Below are 21,029 nucleotides of genomic sequence, written 5' to 3'. Positions count from 1 at the left end.
GTTAATATTATTTTTTTGAACTGTAAAATCTATAAAATTATTAATTTCTATATATTTGTTTTTAAATAAAAAAAATATGAAGAAAATAGTTTTTTATATTGTACTGAGCAGTATTATGAGTTCAATAATAACTATTGCTGCATATAAAAAATACGCTAAAGAAGAACCTATACTTTTTCCATATACATCATCTTTAGCAAAAACAAAACTAACCTCTTCAGATTCTTCTTCATTGGTTAGTTCTGCTGGTTTTCCTGATTTTACAAGAGTCGTATCGAAAACGATACATGCAGTAGTCAATATAAAAAACTATTCAAAAAAATATAACAATCAATTTGATCCATTTGATTTCTTTTTTGGTTTTCCTGAAGATTTTGGACCTCATAGAGGTAAAAAACCTCAAAAAAACGATATTCCTGGGCTTCATGGATCTGGAGTAATCATATCGCCTGATGGATATATTGTAACTAATAATCATGTCATAAGAGATGCGGAAAAAATAGAAATTACTCTTAGCGATCAAAGAACTTATAAAGCGAAATTAATAGGAACAGATCCTAGTACCGATATTTCTTTATTAAAAATTAATGAAAAAAATTTACCTTTCATTTATTTTTCTGATTCCAATAAAGTACAAGTAGGAGAATGGGTTTTAGCTATAGGAAATCCTTTTGATTTAAACTCCACCGTAACTGCAGGTATCATTAGTGCAAAAAATAGAAGTTTAGGAATATTAAGAGGAGAAACACAATCCGCTATTGAATCCTTTTTTCAAACAGATGCAGCTGTGAATCCTGGAAATAGTGGAGGAGCATTAATCAATACAAATGGAGAATTAATTGGAATAAATACAGCCATTTCTTCAGCTTCAGGAAATTTTATAGGATATAGTTTTGCTGCTCCTTCTAATTTAGTTGCAAAAGTCGTTAAAGATATAAAAAAATATGGGACAGTACAACGTGCATATTTAGGAGTGAGAGGAATAGATTTATCTAAAACAGAATATTTAAAGGCTTATAACAAAGAAACACATCAGAATATAAAATCACAACAAGGTTTTTTAATAGGAGAAGTTTTTGAAAAAAGTGGATCTGCAGATGCCGGATTAAAAAAAGGAGATATCATAAAAAGCATAGATGGAAAATCTATACAAAATATTGCTGATTTATCATTTATTGTGGGAACAAAATATCCAGGGGATAAAGTAAAAGTAAATATTATACGAAATAAACAAAAAAAAACTTTTAACATTATTTTAAAAGATTTGCAAGGAAGAACTAAAATAAGAACTAAAGAGGAAATTACTCCATCTGAATTGTTAGGAGCAATATTTGAACCACTTAATCAAGAGTCTAAAAAAGATTTTGGAATTGATTATGGAATCAGAATTGTAGAGATCCGAACAGGTCGTTTAAGTGCTCTTGGGTTAGAGGAAGGAGACATTATTTTATCTATCAATGGAACAAAAATGAAAAAACCTAATGATGTTGATAGAGTTTTAAAAAAATATTCTGGAGATGTGACCATAAAATCTATTAAACAAAATGGACAAATATATATAGCAGGATTTGAAATGAATAATTAATTCATGCTTCTATTCCAATAATAACACAATGTAATTATTCCATAAATCACATTGGGGAACCAAACCGCTAAATAAGAAGAAATATAATCTTTGCCAGAATATATTTTTGTGATTTCTATAAAAAAAATATAAAAAAAAGCTAATACTATTCCTATAATCATATTATAAGCTATTTCTTCTTTTCTTCTGTTCACAGATATGGATAATCCCAAAATGGTAAATATTAAAGTAGAAAAGGGTAAACTTGTTCTTTGATAATATTCATTTAAATGAATATTCATATTGATTTTATTTCCTTTTGTGTGAATAAATTTTTTTAATTCATGAATATTCATTGTTTCTGCTATATATTCTTCTGGTAAAAATTGTTCCGGAGTAAGGGGGAGTTTTTTAACTTTAAAATCTCCTGTGATCAAAAAATCATGATTTTTTTTGATTATAGTTTCTTTGTAATTGAATAGAATATATACTCTATATTTTTTAGACCAAAAAATAGTTTTAGATTTTAGAATATATATTAATTTTTTTCCATTAAATTTTTGATATACGCATTCTTTTCCTATATTTTTTTTTTTTGAAAAATCTCTAATAAAAATATATTCATTTTTTGAAATTTGAGCCCCTATTGTTTTATTTTTTTCATATTTATTTTTATATCTGGGACTTAAAAAGTATTGATAATGAAATTGATTTTTTTTTTTGTTAGCCAAAGGTAAAAAATAATAATTTATCATTAAAGATAGAATTCCTATTATAATAGCTGATATCATATAAGGAAACGTCAATCTTATAAAACTAATTCCGCCTGATAGAATAGCCGTAATTTCTGAGTTACGGTTTAATTTAGATGTAAAAAAAATAACAGATAAAAAAACAGAAACAGGAGAAAAAGTATTAATTAACCATATGGACCAGAAAGGATAATACAAAATTAAAGCTTCTTTAATTGATCCTTGATTATTTTCTAAACGATGCATTCGTTGCGAAATGTCTATGACTACAGATAAAAATTGTAGTGAAATAGTAATAAATATGAAAGTGCCAATGAAATTACGAATAATATAACGATCAAGAATTTTCATGTTATTATTATAAACGTTCTTTTAACAAAGGAATTATAGATTGTTTCCAATAAACAAATTCGTTGTGCATAATATGAATTTTTGCTTCTTGAATAAGATGAAAATAAAAAGAAAGATTATGGATAGAAGCGATTTCCTGTGCTAAATTATTTTTAGATAAAAAAAGATGTCTTACATAAGATTTACTATACAGTTGATCTACATGAGAATTTCCGAATTCGTCTAAACAGGAGTAGTCCTTTTCCCATTTTTTATTTTTTATATTCATGATCCCTTTCCATGTAAATAACATTCCGTGACGGCCATTTCTAGTAGGTATAACACAATCAAACATATCTATTCCAAGAGCAATTCCTTCTAAAATATCTACAGGATTTCCTACTCCCATTAAATACCTGGGTTTTTCTTTGGGTAAAATATCTGTTAATAAATCAGTAATACTATGTGTTTGTTCTTTTTTTTCTCCTAAACTTAATCCTCCTATAGCATACCCTTCTGCTTCTAATAAGGATATCTCTTCTGCAGAATATTTTCTTAGATCTGGATAAATGCTTCCTTGTATAATTGGAAAAAAACTTTGCTTATATTTATATATTTCTGGATTATTTTGTAAATAAGAATAACATTTTTTTAACCAACGATGTGTTTTACTTAAAGATTTTTGGGCTTCTGTATGACTACAAGGAAAAGGAGGACAATCGTCAAAAGACATTATAATATCTCCTCCTATAAAACGTTGAATTTTCATAGATTTTTCAGGATAAAAAAAATGAAGAGATCCATTAATAATGGATTTAAATACAACTCCATCTTCAGTAATTTTATTTAATTTTTTAAGAGAGAAAATCTGAAAACCTCCACTATCTGTCAATATAGATTCCTTCCAATTCATAAAAGAATGAATTCCTCCAGCTTTATGTAATACTTCAATTCCGGGTTGAAAATGTAAATGATAGGTATTTCCAAGAATAATTTTATACATTTTGTTAAGTTCATGTATTGGAACAGATTTAACAGAACCTTTAGAAGCGACTGGCATAAAAATAGGTGTTTCTATTTTACCATGATCTGTTTCTAAAATTCCTATTCTTGCTTTGGAAAAGCGATCTATTTTAATTAAGTTAAATTTCATTTGAAAAAATTTTTAAATTTAAATGATGATATGTAACATCATAGTTATAAAAACATAATTTCGTTATAAAAATGAATTTACAATACAATCATAAACCAGTTCTTATAAAAGAAAGTATAGAAAATTTAATTACAGATCAAAATGGGATTTATGTGGATGCTACATTTGGTGGTGGAGGACATTCTTATGAAATTTTAAAAAAATTAAGTAAAAAAGCAATTTTGATAGCTTTGGATCAGGATAAAGAATCCATAAAAAGAAATTTTATTAAAGATAAACGTTTTCATCTATTTCATAAAAATTTTGTTTATTTACGCGATATTTTGAATCAAAATCATATTGATCAAGTATCAGGAATATTCGTGGATTTAGGAATTTCATCTTTACAAATTGATAATCCCACAAGAGGTTTTTCAAACCGATTCAATTGTATTTTAGATATGAGAATGAACCAGGAGTCTTCTTATTCTGCTCAAAATGTGATCAATGAATGTTCTAAAAAAGAGTTATTTCATATATTTTATGAATATGGAGAATTTAAAAATCCAATACGAATTGCAGATAAAATATTAGAACAACGTTCAAAAAAAAATATTACAACGGCTTTGGATTTAGTTCATATTTTTTTTATAAAAGGATCTTTTAAAAAAAGAAAAAGATTTTTTGCTAGACTTTTTCAGTCTATACGAATAAAAGTAAATAATGAAATAAATATTCTAAAAAATTTTTTATTAGAATCTTCTAAAATTATATTACCAGGAGGCCGTTTCGTTGTGATTTCATATCATTCTATAGAAGACAGAATTATTAAATATTTTTTCAAAAAGGGAGTTATAATAAATAAAATAAGATTTAAAAATCTTCCATTTATAATGATTCATAAAAAAGTAATTAAACCAAGTTTTAAAGAAATCATAAATAATCCACGGTCTAGAAGTGCAAGATTAAGAATTGGAGAAAAAACTTAAAATTTAAAGATAATCATGAAAATGAAAAGAAATATACAAGATATATTGAAAGGAAAATTTTTAGTAAAAAAAGATGCTTATCGTAGTTGGAATTTTATTGTTTTTATTACTGTACTATCTTTAATTAGCATTACCAGTTCACATATGATGGATAGAAAAATTAGGAAAATAACTAAAATTAGTGAAGAAATCAAGGAATTAAAATCAGAATATGCCGATATACATAGTAAATGTATGAAAATGCAATTAGCCTCTTTTATAAAAAAAAAATTGGTTAATGAATTAAACCATTTGGAATCTCCTCCATATGAATTAGTTTTAAAAGATCAAGAAGATTTGGAATCTCCTCTATATGAATTAGTTTTAGAAGATCAAGAAGATTTGGATCAAAAAATGCAAGAAAACGAATAATGAAACAAAAAAGATATATTTTTTTATATAAATCTTATTTAATTGGTTTTTTATTCATATTTATTGCCGCACTAATTATTTTAAATTTATTTTATATTCAAAATTATTCAGAAGGATATAAAAAATATGTAATAGAAAAAACGATTAGAACTAATTTAATAAAGGCCAAACGTGGAAACATTTATGCATCAGACAACAGCATTTTAGCAATGTCTGTTGTAAGATATGATATTCACATTGATTTTAGATCCATATCTGAAAAATTATTTCAAGAAAATATTTATTCTTTGTCTAATTCTTTAGATTTTTTATTTAAAAAACCCAAATTTTTTTTCTACAAAAAATTTCAATACGAAAAAAAAAGGGGAAATAGATATTTTCTATTAGCAAAAAATTTAGATTATCCACATTTTAAAATATTACGAAATTTTCCCATTTTTAATAAGGGACAAATACGAGGTGGTTTTATTGTGGAAAAAAAAATATGTAGAATACACACATTAGAAAATATTGGAAAAAGAACATTAGGATATGATGATCATAGAGGAAAAGTAGGATTAGAAGGGGCCTTCAGCAAATATTTAAAAGGAAAAGATGGCAAAAGATTAGAACAACGTATTAGTTTTAAAATATGGAAACCATTAAAATCAGAAAACGATATTAATCCAGAAGATGGAAAAGATGTTTATTCCACTATAGATATATATTTACAAGACATTGCTTATCATGCATTACTTCAAGAGTTGTCTATTTCTCAAGCAGATCATGGATGTGTGATTTTGATGGATGTCAAAAGCGGAGAAATTCCTGCTATGATCAATCTGGAGAGAACTAAAAAAAATACTTATGAAGATTTAAGAAATTTTTCAGTATGGGAAGGAAGTGAACCTGGATCCACTTTTAAAACGATGGCCATTCTTGCTGCTTTAGAAGATAAAAAAATAGATGTAGATATGATAGTAAATACTAAAGGAGGAATCATGAAATTGAGAGGAAAAAAAATTAGAGATAGTCATTATAATGGATATGTTGAAATGAATCCAAAACAAATTTTAGAATTATCTTCAAACGTGGGAGTAGCAAAAATTATTTATGAAAATTATAAAGATAATCCAGAAAAATTTATCGAACATCTACGTAAATGGAAATTGGATAAAAAAATAGGAATAGATATCCCAGGAGAAAGTATGCCTTTTATACCAAATAGAAATAGTAAACATTGGAGTAGCATTACCTTGCCATGGATGACTTTTGGATATAATATAAAATTAACACCTTTACAAATACTTACTTTTTATAATGCTATTGCAAATCAAGGAAAAATGATTAAACCCCTGTTTATTAAAGAAATAAAATATCATGGAAAAAGTATTAAAAAATATACAAAACCTATCCTAATGAATCCTTCTATAGCTCAAAAATCTTCTCTAATTGAAATTCAAAATATGTTAGCAGGAGTAGTAAAAAATGGAACCGCTAAAAAATATTATAATCCAGAGTGGCCTTATGCGGGAAAAACGGGAACTACACAGTTAAATTATTGGAAAAAGGAAAAATCCTTATCTTATAACAGTTCTTTTGTTGGATATTTTCCGGCTAAAAATCCCAAATATTCTTGTATCGTAGTTATTTCAAAACCAGAAAAAGGATATTACGGAATTGAGGTTGCAGTTCCTGTATTTGATAAAATTGCTAGATCTATTTATCCTAGAATAGGAAGAAAAATACTTTTAAAAAATAAAAAAAACAAAGAAAATTTATTAAATCAAATTATAGAATCAAAAAATTTATATAATAATAATAAATGGATCATGCCTAATGTAATATCTTTTCCTGGAAAAGAAATCATTCCTCTATTAGAAAATAAGGGATTTCACATACAATATGAAGGAATAGGAAAAGTAATTTCTCAATCTATTCTACCCGGAAAAAAATTGAGAAAAAATCAGACTATATTTCTGAAATTAGAAGAATGAAAAAACTATTAAAAAATGTACTAAAAAAAGTGCATGTATTAGAAATAATAGGAAAAAATCCTTTTAAATTTATAGAAGGAATTTCTATAGATTCCAAAATAGTACAACCCAATATGATTTTTGTTTCTATAAAAGGAAAAAAAGCAGATGGACACCAATTCATCATAGATGCTATACAAAAAGGAGCTAATACTATAATTTGTGAGAATAATTCTTTTTTTATTCATAAACATATTACCTATGTCCTTGTTCCAGATTCTGTAAAAGCTTTAGGTATTATATCATCCAATTTTTATGATCATCCTGCAAAAAAAATAAAATTAATAGGAATTACCGGGACAAATGGGAAAACATCTGTAGCTACGATACTTCATCAACTATTTTCTAAAATGGGAGAAAAAAGTATTCTTATTTCTACTATAGAAATCAAAATAATATCTAAAAAATATCCAACAACACATACCACTCCGAATATTATTGAAATTAATAAATATTTAAATATTTCGATACAAAAAGGATGCAAATATGCTTTTATGGAAGTAAGTTCACATGGGATCCATCAAAAAAGAATTGCAGGATTATTATTTCAAGGAGGAGTTTTTACCAATATTACACATGATCATTTAGATTATCATAAATCTTTTGATCATTATTTATATACTAAAAGTCTTTTTTTTGAAAATTTATCTAAAAAAGCTTTTGCATTAATTAATGCTGATGATGAAAATTCACATAAAATAATAAAAAAAACTAGAGCTAAAACCTATTATTATAGTATAAAAAAAAACGCTAATTTTAAATTTCAAATTTTGAAAGAAAATATGAATGGAAGTCAATTACTAATTGATGATCATCAAATTTTTACTCATTTAATAGGAAGATTTAATATTTATAATCTATTAGCTAGTTATGCAACAGCTATTTTATTAGGAAAAAATAAAAATGATATTCTTAAAAAAATAAAATATGTAAAACCCATAAAAGGACGTTTTGAGCAATTTATATCTAATTCAGGTATTCATATTATTGTAGATTATGCTCACAATCCATATGGATTAAAATCTATTTTAAATACTATTAAAATCATAAAAAAAAATAATGAAAAATTAATTTGTGTCATAGGTTGTGGAGGAAACAGAGATATAGAAAAACGTTCTGTAATGGGAAAAATTGTTTATGAAACATGTGATATATCTATTTTTACATCTGATAATCCTAGATATGAAGATGTAAATAAAATATTCAATGATATGAAAAATTTTAAATCATATCTAAAAAAAAAATCTATTTTCACTTTTGTGAAACGAGAAGAAGCTATTCAAACTGCAATTCAAATTGCTCAAAAAAAAGATATTATTCTAATAGCTGGAAAAGGACATGAAACTTTTCAAGAAATCAAAGGAATACATTATTTTTTTAATGATATGAAAATAACTAAAAATTTGTTAAAAATTTGCGATAAGTGAATTGATATGATGAATTATTCAACTTATACTTTTTTGATTAACATAAATCCTATTTTTTACAGAGCTATTATAACTTTTTTTTTATCGTTTTGTATAGCTTTGATATTGTATCAAATAATTATATGTTGGAATAAAAAAAATAGTATTATAGGAGAACAGATACGAGATCTGGGCCTTTTTGGTCAAAAAGAAAAAGAAGGAACACCAACGATGGGAGGTCTTGTCATTATATTTTCCACGTTAATTTCTACAATATTTTTTTCAAATTTAAATAATGTGTATGTTTTAATGTTGATCATGACTACGTTGTATATGGGATGCCTTGGATTTATAGATGATTATATTAAAATAAAACATAGTAAAAAAGGACTTGGTATAATGGGAAAAATATTTAGTCAAGTTATATTAGGAATTTTTATTGGAATCACTATGTATTTTAACACAAGTATTTCTACTATTCAAAAACAAAAAGTAGAATCAAAAAATTTTTTTTCTTTGAAAAAAGAAGAATATGGGTTTAAGACCACTATTCCCATTTTTTCTTACATATATCATAACAATGAATTTAACTATGCTTATCTTTTAAATTGGTATAATAAAAAATGGAAAAAATATACATGGATTATTTTTATTCCTATTGTTGTTGTAATTATTACGTTTATATCCAATGGATCTAATTTAACTGATGGAATAGATGGATTAACAGCAGGAATTTCTTCTATTATTTTTGCTACTTTATCTGTATTATCTATAATTTCCAGTAATAAAATATATTCATCATATTTTCATTTTATATATATTCCTCATTTAGAAGAAATTATTATATTTTCTTTTTCTTTTTTAGGATCTTTAATTAGTTTTCTTTGGTATAATACTTATCCAGCCCAAATTTTCATGGGAGATACTGGAAGTTTAACTATAGGAGGAGTTATTGCTACGTTAGCTATTATCAATAGAAAAGAATTAACATTGCCTATTTTGTGTGGAATTTTTTTTATAGAAAATATTTCTGTTATCATACAAGTATTGTATTTTAGATATTCTAAAAAAAAATATGGTATAGGAAAAAGAATTTTTCTTATGTCTCCTTTACATCATCATTTTCAAAAACTAGGATATCATGAAAATAAAATTTTCAATCGTTTTATTATTATACAAATGATGCTCTCTATGTTAGTATTTATTTTATTAATTATATAAAAATAAAAAAATAATGAAAAAAGAATTTATAATTGTATTAGGAGGAGGAGAAAGTGGAGTAGGAGCCGCTTTATTAGCTAAAAAAAATGGATTAAAAATATTTTTATCGGATTCTGGAATTATTCTTAGTAAATACAAAAAAATTTTAATAAAAAATAAAATTCTTTTTGAAGAAAAAGGACATACAGAGAATATAATTAAAAATGCAATTAAAGTGATAAAAAGTCCTGGAATTGATAGAAATCATTCATTGATCAAAAAAATCAATTTTTTGGGAATTCCTATACAATCCGAATTAGAATTCGGTAAAAATTATGTCAATAACTCTTATATCATTGGAATTACAGGAAGTAACGGAAAAACAACAACCTGTTCCATTATTTATCAAATACTTAAAAAAAAAGGAATAAATGTAGGAATAGCAGGAAATATTGGACATAGTTTTTCTAAAAAAGTCATAAAAAAAAAGATGTTTATATATTAGAAATGAGTAGTTTTCAACTAGATGATTGTTTTAATTTTCGTTCAAATATTGCAGTATTATTAAATATAACAAGAGATCATTTAGATAGATATAATAATATTGAAAATTACATTGATTCTAAATTTAGAATAGCAACTTTTCAAAAAAAAGAAGATATTTTCATTTATAATCATGACGATCCAATTATAAGAGAAGGGTTAAAAAAATATTCCATTATTTCTCATTGTATTCCTTTTTCTATAAAAGAAGAATTACATGTAGGTGCTTATATAAAAGATAACAAAATATTTTTTAGAAATAAAAAAAATCAAGAAATATTTTTTATAAATGTAAAAGATATTTCTTTAATAGGAGATCATAATATTTACAATATTATGGCTTCATTAATTATATCAGAAATATTCAATATAAAAAAAGAATTAATAAGATCCATACTATCAAAATTGAAATCTATAGAACATCGTATAGAAAAAATACAAAATATAAATGGAGTACAATTTATTAATGATTCTAAAGCCACTAATGTCAATGCCGTTTTTTATGCCCTAAAAAGTATCAATGCTCCTATTATATGGATAACAGGAGGAGAAGATAAAGGAAATAATTATATAGAATTAATTCCTTTGGTTAAAAAAAAAGTGAAGGCTATAATTTGTTTGGGTAAAAATAATGAAAAAATTATAAATTTTTTTAAAAATATCATTGACATTGTTTTGGAAACAAAAAATATGAAAACAGCTGTTTATATGGCCTACATATTATCTTCTCATGGAGATAACGTTTTATTATCTCCTGCTTGTTCTAGTTTTGATCTTTTTAAAGATTATAAAGAAAGAGGAAATAAATTTAAACAAGAAGTAAGAAAATTAATTTATGAAAATTTATGAAAAAGTAGATCTGTTTTTAATTTTTAATAAATATATCAAAGGAGATAGATATTTATGGGCTTTCATATCTTTGTTGGCTATATTTTCATTTTTGCCAGTTTATTCTGCTAGTACAAACTTAGTTACTACATATGGAGGAACAAATACTGTATTTGGTTATTTATTAAAACATGCTCTTTTTTTGTTAGTTGGATTTTGTATCCTTTTTTTGACTCAATTTATAGACTATAAATATTTTTACCGTATGTCTATTCTTTCCATGCCTATCGTATTCATTTTATTAATTTTTACGATGACTCAAAGAAAAGAATTAGACGGAGTAAACGCTTCTCGTTGGTTACATATTCCTATTATAAATGTTTCTTTTCAAACTTCCAGTATTGCTGGGTTAGTTCTTTTCATTTATTGTGCCAGATACTTAGCTCAACAAAAGAAAAAACGAATAAACTTTATAAATTCGTTTTTCCCTTTGTTATTTCCAATATTTTTTATCATTGGTATGATTTTTCCTGCTAATGGCTCTACTGCTGCTATTGTTTTTCTATCCGTTTTAATCCTCCTTTTTATAGGAGGATATCCATTCACTAGTATTGTAGGAGTTTTTTTAATGGGTATTTTATTTGCAGGAATATATATTTATTCTGTAATTCAATGGGGAAATCCTATGAATAGAGTTTATACATGGAAAAGTCGTATAGAAAAATTTTTGGATCATGAATCTGAAGAAAGTTATCAAATGAAACAATCTAAAACAGCTATTGTTTTAGGAAATAAATTTGGTCGTGGTCCGGGTAAAAGTGTTTTAAAGGCTTTTTTACCACAATCTTCTTCAGATTTTATTTATGCTATTATAATAGAAGAATATGGATCTATTGGAGGTATAATACTTTTATTTATATATATATTAATTTTAATGAGAATTATGATAATAGCTACAAAAGTACAAAATTATTTTTGTTCTTTGTTGGTATTAGCTGTTGGGTTTCCTATTATCAATCAAGCTCTTATTAATATGGGAATAGCTGTTGGCTTATTTCCAGTTACAGGACAAACTTTGCCGCTGATTAGTGCTGGAGGGACTTCTATGTGGGTGACTTTTTTTAGTTTTGGAATCATATTAAGTGTCAGTAGACTTATTTATGAAAATTCGACAGACACTACTAAAATTATAACAGATCATGAATCATAGACCTAAAATAATTATTGGAAGTGGAGGAACCGGAGGACACATATACCCGGGGATAGCTATTGCTAATGAACTTAAAAAAAAAATTCCAGAAACCAATATTTTGTTTATTGGATCTAAAAATCATATGGAAATGAAAGAAATTCCTAGATTGGGGTATTCTATGGAGAAAATTTATATTTCAGGTGGAATAGATAAATTTTTTTCTATATCAGGTTTCATTGTCTTCATACAACTAATATATAGCTTATTTTTGGCAAATAAAATTATTAAAAGATTCTCTCCAGATATAGTTATTGGAACAGGTGGATTTGTTAGTTTTCCTACTTTATATGCTGCAAAAAAAAATAAAATACCTATTCTAATTCAAGAACAAAATTCTTTGCCTGGATTGACCAATAGAATATTTTCTCGTTACGCAAATAAGATATGCATTGCTTATGAACAAGCGAAAAAATATTTTCCAAAAGAAAAAACAATTATAACTGGAAATCCAGTAAGATCTGAAATATTGAAATTACCTGGTAGAGAAAAAGCTTGTATTCATTTAGGATTAAAAAAAACAAAACCTATTATTTTATCTATAGGAGGGAGTCAAGGGTCCAATAGTATGAATAATGCTTGGATAAAAGGATTAAAAAAGTTAATTGAATTGGATATGCAACTTATTTGGCAAGTCGGAAGATTAGATATTCATAAAATTATGAAAAATGAAATGTCTTATCATTCTAATATTATTTTCATGGAATTTATTGAAGATATCCCAACATGTTATGCTGCTGCAGATATCATTGTTTCTAGAGCTGGGGCATTAACTATATCAGAAATATGTTTAATAGGAAAACCATATATATTGATTCCTTTTCCTGGATCTTCAAATGATCATCAAAATAAAAATGCTAAAATATTAGAGGAAAAACAAGCTGCTTTAATTATAAAAAATGAGGAAATAGATAAAAAATTAGTGAATTATGTTATACAATTAGTGAATGATTTCAACATGAGAAAAAAAATGAGTAGAAATATATTAAAATTAGGAAAACCTAAAGCAACAAACGATATTGTAAATGAGATATTACAAATTATTTCATGAATGAATTTAAACAAAATTGATTATTTTTATTTTATAGGAATAGGAGGAATAGGAATGAGTTCCATCGCCAGATATTTTCATACTATGGGTAAAACTGTTCATGGACATGATCAAAATAAAACTTTTTTAACAAAAGAATTAGAAAAAGAAGGAATATCTATCAATTATCATGATAGTATAGAAATATTACCAAAATGGGTATTATCCAAACAATGTTTGATTGTGTATACTCCAGCTATTCCACGTCAACATAAACAATGGATATATTTGAAAAAATATGGAAAAAATATAAAAAAACGTTCTCAAGTATTGGCTTTAATTACAGAAAATGATATTTGTATAGCTATAGGAGGAACACATGGGAAAACAACCACTTGTACCTTGTTAGGCCACATTTTATATAGTGTTGGAATGAATATTACTGCTTTTTTAGGAGGAATATCTGAAAATTATCAATCGAATTTAATATTGAATAATGTTTTTAGTGAAAAAAAAATTTTCTTGGTAGAAGCTGATGAATTTGATCATTCTTTTTTATATTTATCTCCTAATATAGCATGCATAACGTCTTTAGACCAAGATCATGTAGATACTTATCCCAGAAAAGAATCCTTAAAAGAGGCATATATCGTTTTTTCAAATAGAATAAAAAAACCATATAAAAAAATATTTCTTTGTCAAGAAGAATCTTTTATCTCCAATAATGCTATATATTATTCCGTAATAAAAAAAGGAAATTATTATTCTAATCATCTTTATATAAAAGAAAATAAATGGTATTTTGATTTTCATACTCCTACAGAAACATGGGAATCTTTACCTTTGCCTATTCCAGGTAAACATAATTTAAAAAATATTACTGCAGCATTAGCTATATCTGACTATCTAAAAATTCCTAAAGAAAAAATTATAAAAGCTTTATTTTTATTTAAAGGAATAAAAAGAAGATATTCCATTCATTATCAATCTTCTAAAAAAATATATATAGACGATTATGCTCATCATCCCACGGAAATTAATGCATTTATTGATACTGTAAGAGAATGTTTTCCAAATAAAAAGATATTGGGTATTTTTCAACCTCATTTATTTAGTAGAACTAAATTTTTTGAGAAATCTTTTGCAAAAAGTTTAGAACATCTTGATATTTTAATTTTACTAGATATCTATCCAGCTAGAGAATTTCCTATAAATGGAATTAATTCCAATAATTTGTTAAAAAAAATAAGAATGAGTTATAAAGAAACATCTACTATATCCAAAGTTTTAGAAAAAATTGAAAAAAAACACTTTGATATTATTTTGACAATGGGAGCAGGAGATATAGATACCTTAATTATTCCTATAAAAGAATGGTTGTATAAACGATATGGATAAATAAATGAAAAATAATACAACATTCTTTATCATTATTTTAATATATATAGCTTGTATGATATCGCTTTTTTGTTTTTCTCAAAAAACACATAAAAATAGAACTTTAAAAAAAGTTCATATTGTCATTGATCCTTTGTCTCAAAATCATTTTTTAAATGATGAAATTATTAAAAATATTCTATTTTCTAAAACAGAAAAAATTGACAAAAAAATCGATCAATTATGTATATTGAGAATGGAAAAAAAATTAAATAATTACCCTTTTATAAAAAAATCTGAAGTGTTTCTTAGTGTTAATGGGATTCTTAATATTAAAATTTGGCAAAAAGAGCCCATATTAAGAATAAAAAATGGAAACAAAGAATATTATCTTACTAAAGATGCAGAAAATTTAGAACTTTCTTCTTTTTATTCATCAAAAGTTATTTTAGCAAAAGGACCTTTTTCAATAAAAGAAAAAAAATATTTAACGAATTTAGTACAATACATAAACTCGGATGAGTTATTAAAAAATCAAATTATTAGTATCAAAAAGAATAAAAAAAATTCATTTGTTTTAATTCCAAAAATAGGGAATCATCATATTATATTAGGGAATATAAAGGATTTTAAAAATAAATTGAATAAATTAAAAGCATTTTATAAGCAGTACCTAAATAAAATAGATATCAATCAGTACAGAAGTATTGATTTACAATATAAAGACCAAGTAGTCGCAAAAAAAAGATAAGTCTATGGAATATCAAGATATAGCTATAGGTCTTGATGTGGGAACCACGAAGATTGTAGCTATGGTAGGAAGGAGAAATGAATATAATAAAATTGAGATCTTAGGCATAGGTAGATCTAAAAGTGTGGGTGTACATAGAGGAGTTGTAAATAATATAACTCAAACAATTGAAGCTATTCGTGAAGCAGTATCCGAAGCAGAACATAGTTCTGGTTTAAAAATAAAAGAAGTTATTGTTGGAATAGCAGGACAACATATTAGAAGTCTACAACATAATGATTATATTACTAGATTAGATTTTGAAAATGTCATCAGTCAAAAAGATATACAAAAATTAATAGATCAAGTTCATAAACTGGTCATGCAACCAGGAGAAGAAATTATTCATGTTCTTCCACAAGAATATAAAGTTGATAGTCAAGTAGAAATAGTAGAACCTATAGGAATGTATGGAAGTCGTTTAGAAGCAAATTTTCATGTAGTAGTAGGACAAATTTCTTCAATTCGAAATATTGGAAGATGTGTAAAAGCTGCAGGATTGAATTTATCTGGAATGACCTTAGAACCTTTAGCTTCTGCTGAAGCTGTATTAAGTACCGAAGAGAGAGAAGCTGGTGTTGCTTTAGTGGATATAGGAGGAGGAACAACGGATATTGCTATATTTAAAGATAACATAATTCGTCATACTGCTGTGATTCCTTTTGGAGGAAATGTTATAACTGAAAATATAAAAACAGATTGTTTAATTATTGAACGGCAAGCAGAATTACTAAAAATAAAATTTGGATCTGCATGGCCAGGAGAAAATAAGGAGACAGAAATTGTTTGCATTCCCGGATTAAGAGGTCGTGACCCTAAAGAAATTTCTTTAAAACATCTTTCACAAATTATTCATATACGAGTATGTGAAATATTAGAACAAGTGAATGTAGAAATCAAAAATTATGGAAATGAAGAACATAAAAAAAGACTTATTGCAGGACTAGTGATGACAGGTGGAGGATCTCAACTGAAACATATTCGTCCATTGACAGAATATATTACTGGAATGGACGTTCGTATAGGTTATTCTAATGAACACATTGCTGGAGGAGAAAACGGTATTATAAGTAATCCAGAATATGCTACATCCATAGGATTAGTAATTAAAGGATTAGATGATAAAAAAAAATATTGTTGTACAACAACTGCAGGTATGGTACATGGACAGGATGAAAATTCTGAGTTGATTTCTACAAAATTTTATAATAAAAGTCGTAGATTAAATTATGAAGAGGATAAAAAGAAAAAAAATAAAACAAAATCAAAATCTTTTCTTGAAATTTGGGCAGATAAGTTCCGGCAAATATTGAATGATACAGAATAATAAATCATGAAATGAAAAAAAAAGATTTTATATCAAAAAAAGAAAACCCTCAATTGGAATTAACGAAAAAAAATCGTTCAGCTTCCATAAAAGTAATTGGAGTAGGAGGAGGAGGAAGTAATGCTTTAAGTCATATGTTTGAACAAGGAATTAATGGAGTAGATTTTATAGCGTGTAATACAGATGCACAAGCATTAAATAATAATCCAGTTCCTATAAAAATTCAATTAGGAGCATCTATAACAGAAGGACTTGGTGCTGGAGCCGATCCTGAAGTAGGAGAAAAAGCGGCATTAGAAAGTTTGGATGAAATAAAAAGTATTTTAGATTCTAATACGAAAATGACTTTTATTACAGCAGGAATGGGTGGAGGAACAGGAACTGGAGCCGCTCCAATTATTGCAGGAATTTCTAAAGAAAAAGGCATTCTTACTGTAGGGATTGTTACAATTCCATTTCATTTTGAAGGAAAAATGAGATTACAACAAGCTCAAAAAGGAATAGAAGCATTAAGAAAAAATGTGGATTCTCTTATTGTCATTAACAATGATAAATTGAGAGAATTATATGGAAATCTAGGATTTAAAGCAGGTTTTGCCAAAGCGGATGAAGTTTTAACTACTGCAGCTAAAGGCATTGCAGAAGTTATTACTCATCATTATAAACAAAATATAGATTTAAGAGATACAAGAACAGTTCTAAAAGAAAGTGGAACGGCTGTTATGGGATCTGCTATTGCTGTTGGAGAAAATAGAGCAAAAGAAGCGGTTGTTCAAGCTTTAGATTCTCCATTATTGAATGATAATAAAATTACGGGAGCTAAAAATGTGCTTCTTCTTATTGTTTCAGGAAAAATAGAAATTACTATAGATGAAATAGGAATTATCAGTGATTATATACAAACTGAAGCAGGAAATAATGCTAACATTATTATGGGGTTAGGTGAGGACGAAAATTTTGAAGAAAGTATTTCAGTCACTATAGTAGCTACGGGGTTTCCTACGGAAATACAGCGAGCTATTAATCACGAAGAAAAAAAAATATTTCATAGGTTAGAAGAACCTTATGAACAAAAATTAAATAAAATAGAAGAAATCCATTCTTATTCTAAACGGATTGATCCTTATTTTTCAAGAAATTATTCAAAATCAAATCAAAAATCTTTTTATAAAAATAAAAAAGAGGATTTTTCATCAAAACAAAAACAAAATATTTTTGATAAATCTATAAATCCAAATTTTTTTATAGAAAAAAAACATAGAAAATATATGCTAGAAGATAGTTTTGATCTTCCTATTTCATATAATGAAAATGAAGAAATATTAAAAAATCGTATTCGTAAAAAAGAAAACAATACAAATCAATAGTTCCATTAATGTTTCCTAATATCCCCAAAGGAACCAGAGATTTCTCCTCCATTGAGATGAGTCAACGAAATTATTTAATTCAAACAATTCGAAAACAATTTGAACTTTTTGGTTTTAATTCTATAGAAACTCCTTCTATTGAAAATATTTCTACTCTTGTTGGAAAATATGGAGAAGAAGGAGATTTATTAATGTTCAAATTATTCCATTCAGGTAATTTTTTAGAAAAAATTTTAGATTTTTTAAAAAAAATTGATAATGATAAAAAAACGGTTAATGTAAAATATTTTACTGAATATATGTCTAATAAAGCTCTGAGATATGATTTAACGGTTCCTTTTGTTCGTTATGTAGCAATGCATAAAAATGAAATCGTTTTTCCTTTTAAAAGATATCAAATACAACCTGTATGGCGTGCAGATAATCCTCAAAAAGGAAGATTTAGAGAATTTTATCAATGTGATGCAGATATAATGTCTTTATCTTTTTCTTTATGGGAAGAAATAGAATTAATTCAACTTTGTGATGAAATTTTCACTAAATTAAATTTTCCAATTGTTATATATATTAATCATAGAGATATACTAGAGGGACTTTTTGAAATGTCTGGAATAGAAAATAATTTATGGAAAGATTTTACGACATCTTTAGATAAATGGAATAAAATTGGACGAGATTTAGTGAAAAAAGAAATGCTCAATAAAGGAATTTCATCCCAATCATTTGATAAAGTAGCATATTTTTTTGATATGGAAGAAAATTTTTCTAAAAAAGAACAATATTTAACTGTAGCTTTACAAAATTCTGAAAAAGGAACAAAAGGTATACGAGATTTAAGTTTTATTTATCATAATATAAAAAATATTTCTTTACAAAAAACAAAATTGGAATGGAGTCTTTCTTTAGCCAGAGGAATGAATTATTATACAGGAACAATATTAGAAATAGTTCCATTCAACAATAGAAGTTTCATTTCTATTGGAGGAGGAGGGAGATATAATCAATTATCTAATTTATTTGGAATGAACAATACTTATGGAATAGGAATTTCTTTAGGATTGGACCGAATTTATTTGGCAATGGAACAAGAAAATTTGTTACATCCAATTTCTAGTTATCCTTCAAAAGTTTTATTTATTAACTTTGGAAATGAAGAAGTTTTATATGCATACAAAATAATCAAATTATTTAGGAAAAAAGGAATTTCTACTCAATTATATCCTAATACGGATAAAATAGGAAAACAATTTAAATATGCTAGCAAAAACAATATTCCATTTGTTATTAGTATAGGAAAAAATGAAATTAATAAAAATAAAATCAGAATGAAAAATCTTCGAAAAAACACAGAAAAAGAATACAATGACATTAATGATATTGTAAATCAATTAATGAAAAAATTATGATAAAATTTGATTGAGTGCTTTTTTATGCCAAATAAAAAATCCAATTATAGCCAATAAGACAAGAATAATAAATAAAAATCCTGTCAATACAAACCCCTTAAAAAAATAAAGAGGAATAGAAATTCCATTTCCTACCATCCAAAATATCCAATTTTCTACTTTTTTCATAGACATCTGATACATGCCAGAAAAATATATCCCCGTTGTCAGTATATCTATCCAATCATAATGAGATTGAAGTTTTCCATAAAAAAAATAAATCATCATACTGAAAATACAAGTAAGTAGAAATAAAATCAAGGTATAAAAATAATCTTTTTTATTACAAAAAGTAATAGGTATTTTTCGATTCTTTTTGTCCTTTTTATACATCCATGTATACCATCCATAAAAACTCATTAACGTGTAATACAAGTTAATAATAAAATCTCCATAAAGAGAAATTTCAAAAGTTAAATAACTATATATAATAGTACTAACTATTCCTATTGGATATACCCATACATTATTTTTTTGAGCACAAAAAACACTAAATATTGTAAATGTTACAGCTGTTAATTCTAAAATTACATGAAAATAATTATTATAATAATAGGGATATAAAAGGATATCTATTATCCATATCATATTTATTGATTTATTTATCTATCTATATATCTACTATATATCTATAACATAAACTAAGTAATATTCTTCTATCTTTCTATAGAAAGCAGAAAACCGTTTGCTATAAGAATTTTTTATGATCCAGCATGATATACAAGAATCCTTTTTAAGGCAAAAAGGAGAAACTTTATAATGATCTAAAAAACTATAAAAAATTCCTCCTTCTAGTTTATATAAACTTTCTTTAATTCCCCATATAATATGTAAGTAATCTTCTTCATAATTCGGAGGAATAAAAATAGATTCATCATCTCTAATAAATTTTTTTTTTATTTTCACTATTTTTTTATCTTTTCGTAATTTTTCTATATCTATTCCTATATGATAAGAACTTATAGCTATAGCTATTTTTTCAAAAGAATGACTTAAAGAAATATGTTTTCCTTCAGGAAGAAGAAAGGGTTTTCTTTTTTCATTATAAAAAATATTCATTTTTATACCTATATATTTCAAAGCATAACGAATTCCTAAAAATTCTCTTTTTCGTTTTTCTGATAATGATAAAAAAAACACTTTTTCTTCATATGACAGAAAAAGTTTTTTTAAAAACATAGTTTCTAAAAAATGTTTCCATTTGAAAACGATGATCATCGTATGAAATTTATAGGGATCGAAATTCATTCTATTTTAGAATTTTTTTAAATCTA

Annotated in this window: 17 protein-coding genes and 1 pseudogene; 14 read left to right on the top strand and 4 right to left on the bottom strand. The window is 25.7% G+C overall.

Features of this window, described 5'->3' with window-relative positions:
* Positions 1-76 precede the first annotated feature (76 nt).
* The gene (locus tag G9C01_RS02245) at positions 77-1,585 is read left to right on the top strand and encodes a Do family serine endopeptidase (RefSeq protein ID WP_166265887.1); all 1,509 of its coding nucleotides are present in this window, start codon (positions 77-79) and stop codon (positions 1,583-1,585) included.
* On the opposite strand, the gene G9C01_RS02240 is transcribed toward G9C01_RS02245, so the two are convergent.
* Positions 1,582-2,667: an LptF/LptG family permease gene (locus tag G9C01_RS02240; RefSeq protein WP_166265884.1), complete on the bottom strand. Its 1,086-nt coding sequence runs from the start codon at positions 2,665-2,667 to the stop codon at positions 1,582-1,584. The two genes, G9C01_RS02245 and G9C01_RS02240, sit on opposite strands and share 4 nt — an antisense overlap.
* Positions 2,668-2,674: 7 nt before the next feature.
* Positions 2,675-3,799 (bottom strand): tRNA guanosine(34) transglycosylase Tgt, encoded by a 1,125-nt coding sequence (gene tgt / locus G9C01_RS02235; protein WP_166265881.1) that lies wholly within the window; start codon positions 3,797-3,799, stop codon positions 2,675-2,677.
* Positions 3,800-3,870: 71 nt separating this feature from the next.
* Between tgt and rsmH the strand changes: the two genes are divergently transcribed.
* The 13 genes and pseudogenes from rsmH (at position 3,871) to hisS (ending at position 19,716) form a co-directional block, all read left to right on the top strand.
* On the top strand, positions 3,871-4,767 hold the full coding sequence (gene rsmH / locus G9C01_RS02230; protein WP_166265878.1) for a 16S rRNA (cytosine(1402)-N(4))-methyltransferase RsmH: 897 nt from the start codon (positions 3,871-3,873) through the stop codon (positions 4,765-4,767).
* A 15-nt stretch (positions 4,768-4,782) separates the two neighbouring features.
* Positions 4,783-5,178, top strand: coding sequence for an FtsL-like putative cell division protein (locus G9C01_RS02225; protein WP_242673927.1), 396 nt, complete (start codon positions 4,783-4,785; stop codon positions 5,176-5,178).
* Entirely contained in the window at positions 5,178-7,154 is a 1,977-nt protein-coding gene (locus tag G9C01_RS02220) for a penicillin-binding protein (protein ID WP_207573357.1), read from the top strand. Before G9C01_RS02225 ends, G9C01_RS02220 begins: the two co-directional genes overlap by 1 nt.
* On the top strand, positions 7,151-8,620 hold the full coding sequence (locus G9C01_RS02215) for a UDP-N-acetylmuramoyl-L-alanyl-D-glutamate--2,6-diaminopimelate ligase (protein ID WP_166265875.1): 1,470 nt from the start codon (positions 7,151-7,153) through the stop codon (positions 8,618-8,620). The genes G9C01_RS02220 and G9C01_RS02215 overlap by 4 nt, the downstream gene beginning before the upstream one ends.
* Before the next feature lie 6 nt (positions 8,621-8,626).
* Positions 8,627-9,820 (top strand): phospho-N-acetylmuramoyl-pentapeptide-transferase, encoded by a 1,194-nt coding sequence (gene mraY, locus G9C01_RS02210; RefSeq protein WP_166265872.1) that lies wholly within the window; start codon positions 8,627-8,629, stop codon positions 9,818-9,820.
* Between the two features lie 13 nt (positions 9,821-9,833).
* A pseudogene (gene murD, locus G9C01_RS02205) lies at positions 9,834-11,191 on the top strand (UDP-N-acetylmuramoyl-L-alanine--D-glutamate ligase).
* Complete coding sequence (locus G9C01_RS02200; protein WP_166265869.1) at positions 11,178-12,380, top strand: FtsW/RodA/SpoVE family cell cycle protein; 1,203 nt, start codon at positions 11,178-11,180, stop codon at positions 12,378-12,380. Before murD ends, G9C01_RS02200 begins: the two are co-directional and overlap by 14 nt.
* Complete coding sequence (murG, locus tag G9C01_RS02195; protein ID WP_166265866.1) at positions 12,370-13,470, top strand: undecaprenyldiphospho-muramoylpentapeptide beta-N-acetylglucosaminyltransferase; 1,101 nt, start codon at positions 12,370-12,372, stop codon at positions 13,468-13,470. Before G9C01_RS02200 ends, murG begins: the two co-directional genes overlap by 11 nt.
* Positions 13,471-14,847: a UDP-N-acetylmuramate--L-alanine ligase gene (murC, locus tag G9C01_RS02190; protein ID WP_166265863.1), complete on the top strand. Its 1,377-nt coding sequence runs from the start codon at positions 13,471-13,473 to the stop codon at positions 14,845-14,847.
* A gap of 55 nt (positions 14,848-14,902) precedes the next feature.
* Positions 14,903-15,577, top strand: a complete 675-nt coding sequence (locus G9C01_RS02185) for a cell division protein FtsQ/DivIB (protein WP_242673926.1) — start codon at positions 14,903-14,905, stop codon at positions 15,575-15,577.
* Positions 15,578-15,581: 4 nt separating this feature from the next.
* Positions 15,582-16,943: a cell division protein FtsA gene (ftsA, locus tag G9C01_RS02180; RefSeq protein WP_166265858.1), complete on the top strand. Its 1,362-nt coding sequence runs from the start codon at positions 15,582-15,584 to the stop codon at positions 16,941-16,943.
* An 11-nt stretch (positions 16,944-16,954) separates the two neighbouring features.
* On the top strand, positions 16,955-18,310 hold the full coding sequence (gene ftsZ, locus G9C01_RS02175) for a cell division protein FtsZ (RefSeq protein WP_166265855.1): 1,356 nt from the start codon (positions 16,955-16,957) through the stop codon (positions 18,308-18,310).
* 8 nt (positions 18,311-18,318) lie between these two features.
* Positions 18,319-19,716 carry a histidine--tRNA ligase gene (hisS, locus tag G9C01_RS02170; RefSeq protein ID WP_166265852.1) on the top strand — a complete coding sequence of 466 codons (1,398 nt, stop codon included), beginning with the start codon at positions 18,319-18,321 and terminating at the stop codon, positions 19,714-19,716.
* Here the strand turns inward: hisS and pnuC are convergent.
* Complete coding sequence (gene pnuC, locus G9C01_RS02165) at positions 19,711-20,343, bottom strand: nicotinamide riboside transporter PnuC (RefSeq protein ID WP_166265849.1); 633 nt, start codon at positions 20,341-20,343, stop codon at positions 19,711-19,713. The genes hisS and pnuC overlap by 6 nt on opposite strands.
* 33 nt (positions 20,344-20,376) lie before the next feature.
* Positions 20,377-20,973: a 4'-phosphopantetheinyl transferase family protein gene (locus G9C01_RS02160; protein WP_371807685.1), complete on the bottom strand. Its 597-nt coding sequence runs from the start codon at positions 20,971-20,973 to the stop codon at positions 20,377-20,379.
* Positions 20,974-21,029: the final 56 nt, after the last annotated feature.

Origin of the sequence: Blattabacterium sp. DPU (genome assembly GCF_011290385.1) — a bacterium.
Taxonomy (GTDB): Bacteria; Bacteroidota; Bacteroidia; order Flavobacteriales; family Blattabacteriaceae; genus Blattabacterium.
The sequence above is the reverse complement of the archived record's forward strand: the minus strand, read 5'-3'. Positions and strand labels throughout refer to the sequence as shown.

Coding starts and splice junctions, on each gene's coding strand:
- G9C01_RS02245 (WP_166265887.1), top strand. CDS start 77: ATGAAGAAAATAGTTTTTTATATTGTACTGAGCAGTATTATGAGTTCA.
- G9C01_RS02240 (WP_166265884.1), bottom strand. CDS start 2,667: ATGAAAATTCTTGATCGTTATATTATTCGTAATTTCATTGGCACTTTC.
- tgt (WP_166265881.1), bottom strand. CDS start 3,799: ATGAAATTTAACTTAATTAAAATAGATCGCTTTTCCAAAGCAAGAATA.
- rsmH (WP_166265878.1), top strand. CDS start 3,871: ATGAATTTACAATACAATCATAAACCAGTTCTTATAAAAGAAAGTATA.
- G9C01_RS02225 (WP_242673927.1), top strand. CDS start 4,783: ATGAAAATGAAAAGAAATATACAAGATATATTGAAAGGAAAATTTTTA.
- G9C01_RS02220 (WP_207573357.1), top strand. CDS start 5,178: ATGAAACAAAAAAGATATATTTTTTTATATAAATCTTATTTAATTGGT.
- G9C01_RS02215 (WP_166265875.1), top strand. CDS start 7,151: ATGAAAAAACTATTAAAAAATGTACTAAAAAAAGTGCATGTATTAGAA.
- mraY (WP_166265872.1), top strand. CDS start 8,627: ATGATGAATTATTCAACTTATACTTTTTTGATTAACATAAATCCTATT.
- G9C01_RS02200 (WP_166265869.1), top strand. CDS start 11,178: ATGAAAATTTATGAAAAAGTAGATCTGTTTTTAATTTTTAATAAATAT.
- murG (WP_166265866.1), top strand. CDS start 12,370: ATGAATCATAGACCTAAAATAATTATTGGAAGTGGAGGAACCGGAGGA.
- murC (WP_166265863.1), top strand. CDS start 13,471: ATGAATTTAAACAAAATTGATTATTTTTATTTTATAGGAATAGGAGGA.
- G9C01_RS02185 (WP_242673926.1), top strand. CDS start 14,903: ATGATATCGCTTTTTTGTTTTTCTCAAAAAACACATAAAAATAGAACT.
- ftsA (WP_166265858.1), top strand. CDS start 15,582: ATGGAATATCAAGATATAGCTATAGGTCTTGATGTGGGAACCACGAAG.
- ftsZ (WP_166265855.1), top strand. CDS start 16,955: ATGAAAAAAAAAGATTTTATATCAAAAAAAGAAAACCCTCAATTGGAA.
- hisS (WP_166265852.1), top strand. CDS start 18,319: ATGTTTCCTAATATCCCCAAAGGAACCAGAGATTTCTCCTCCATTGAG.
- pnuC (WP_166265849.1), bottom strand. CDS start 20,343: ATGATATGGATAATAGATATCCTTTTATATCCCTATTATTATAATAAT.
- G9C01_RS02160 (WP_371807685.1), bottom strand. CDS start 20,973: ATGATCATCGTTTTCAAATGGAAACATTTTTTAGAAACTATGTTTTTA.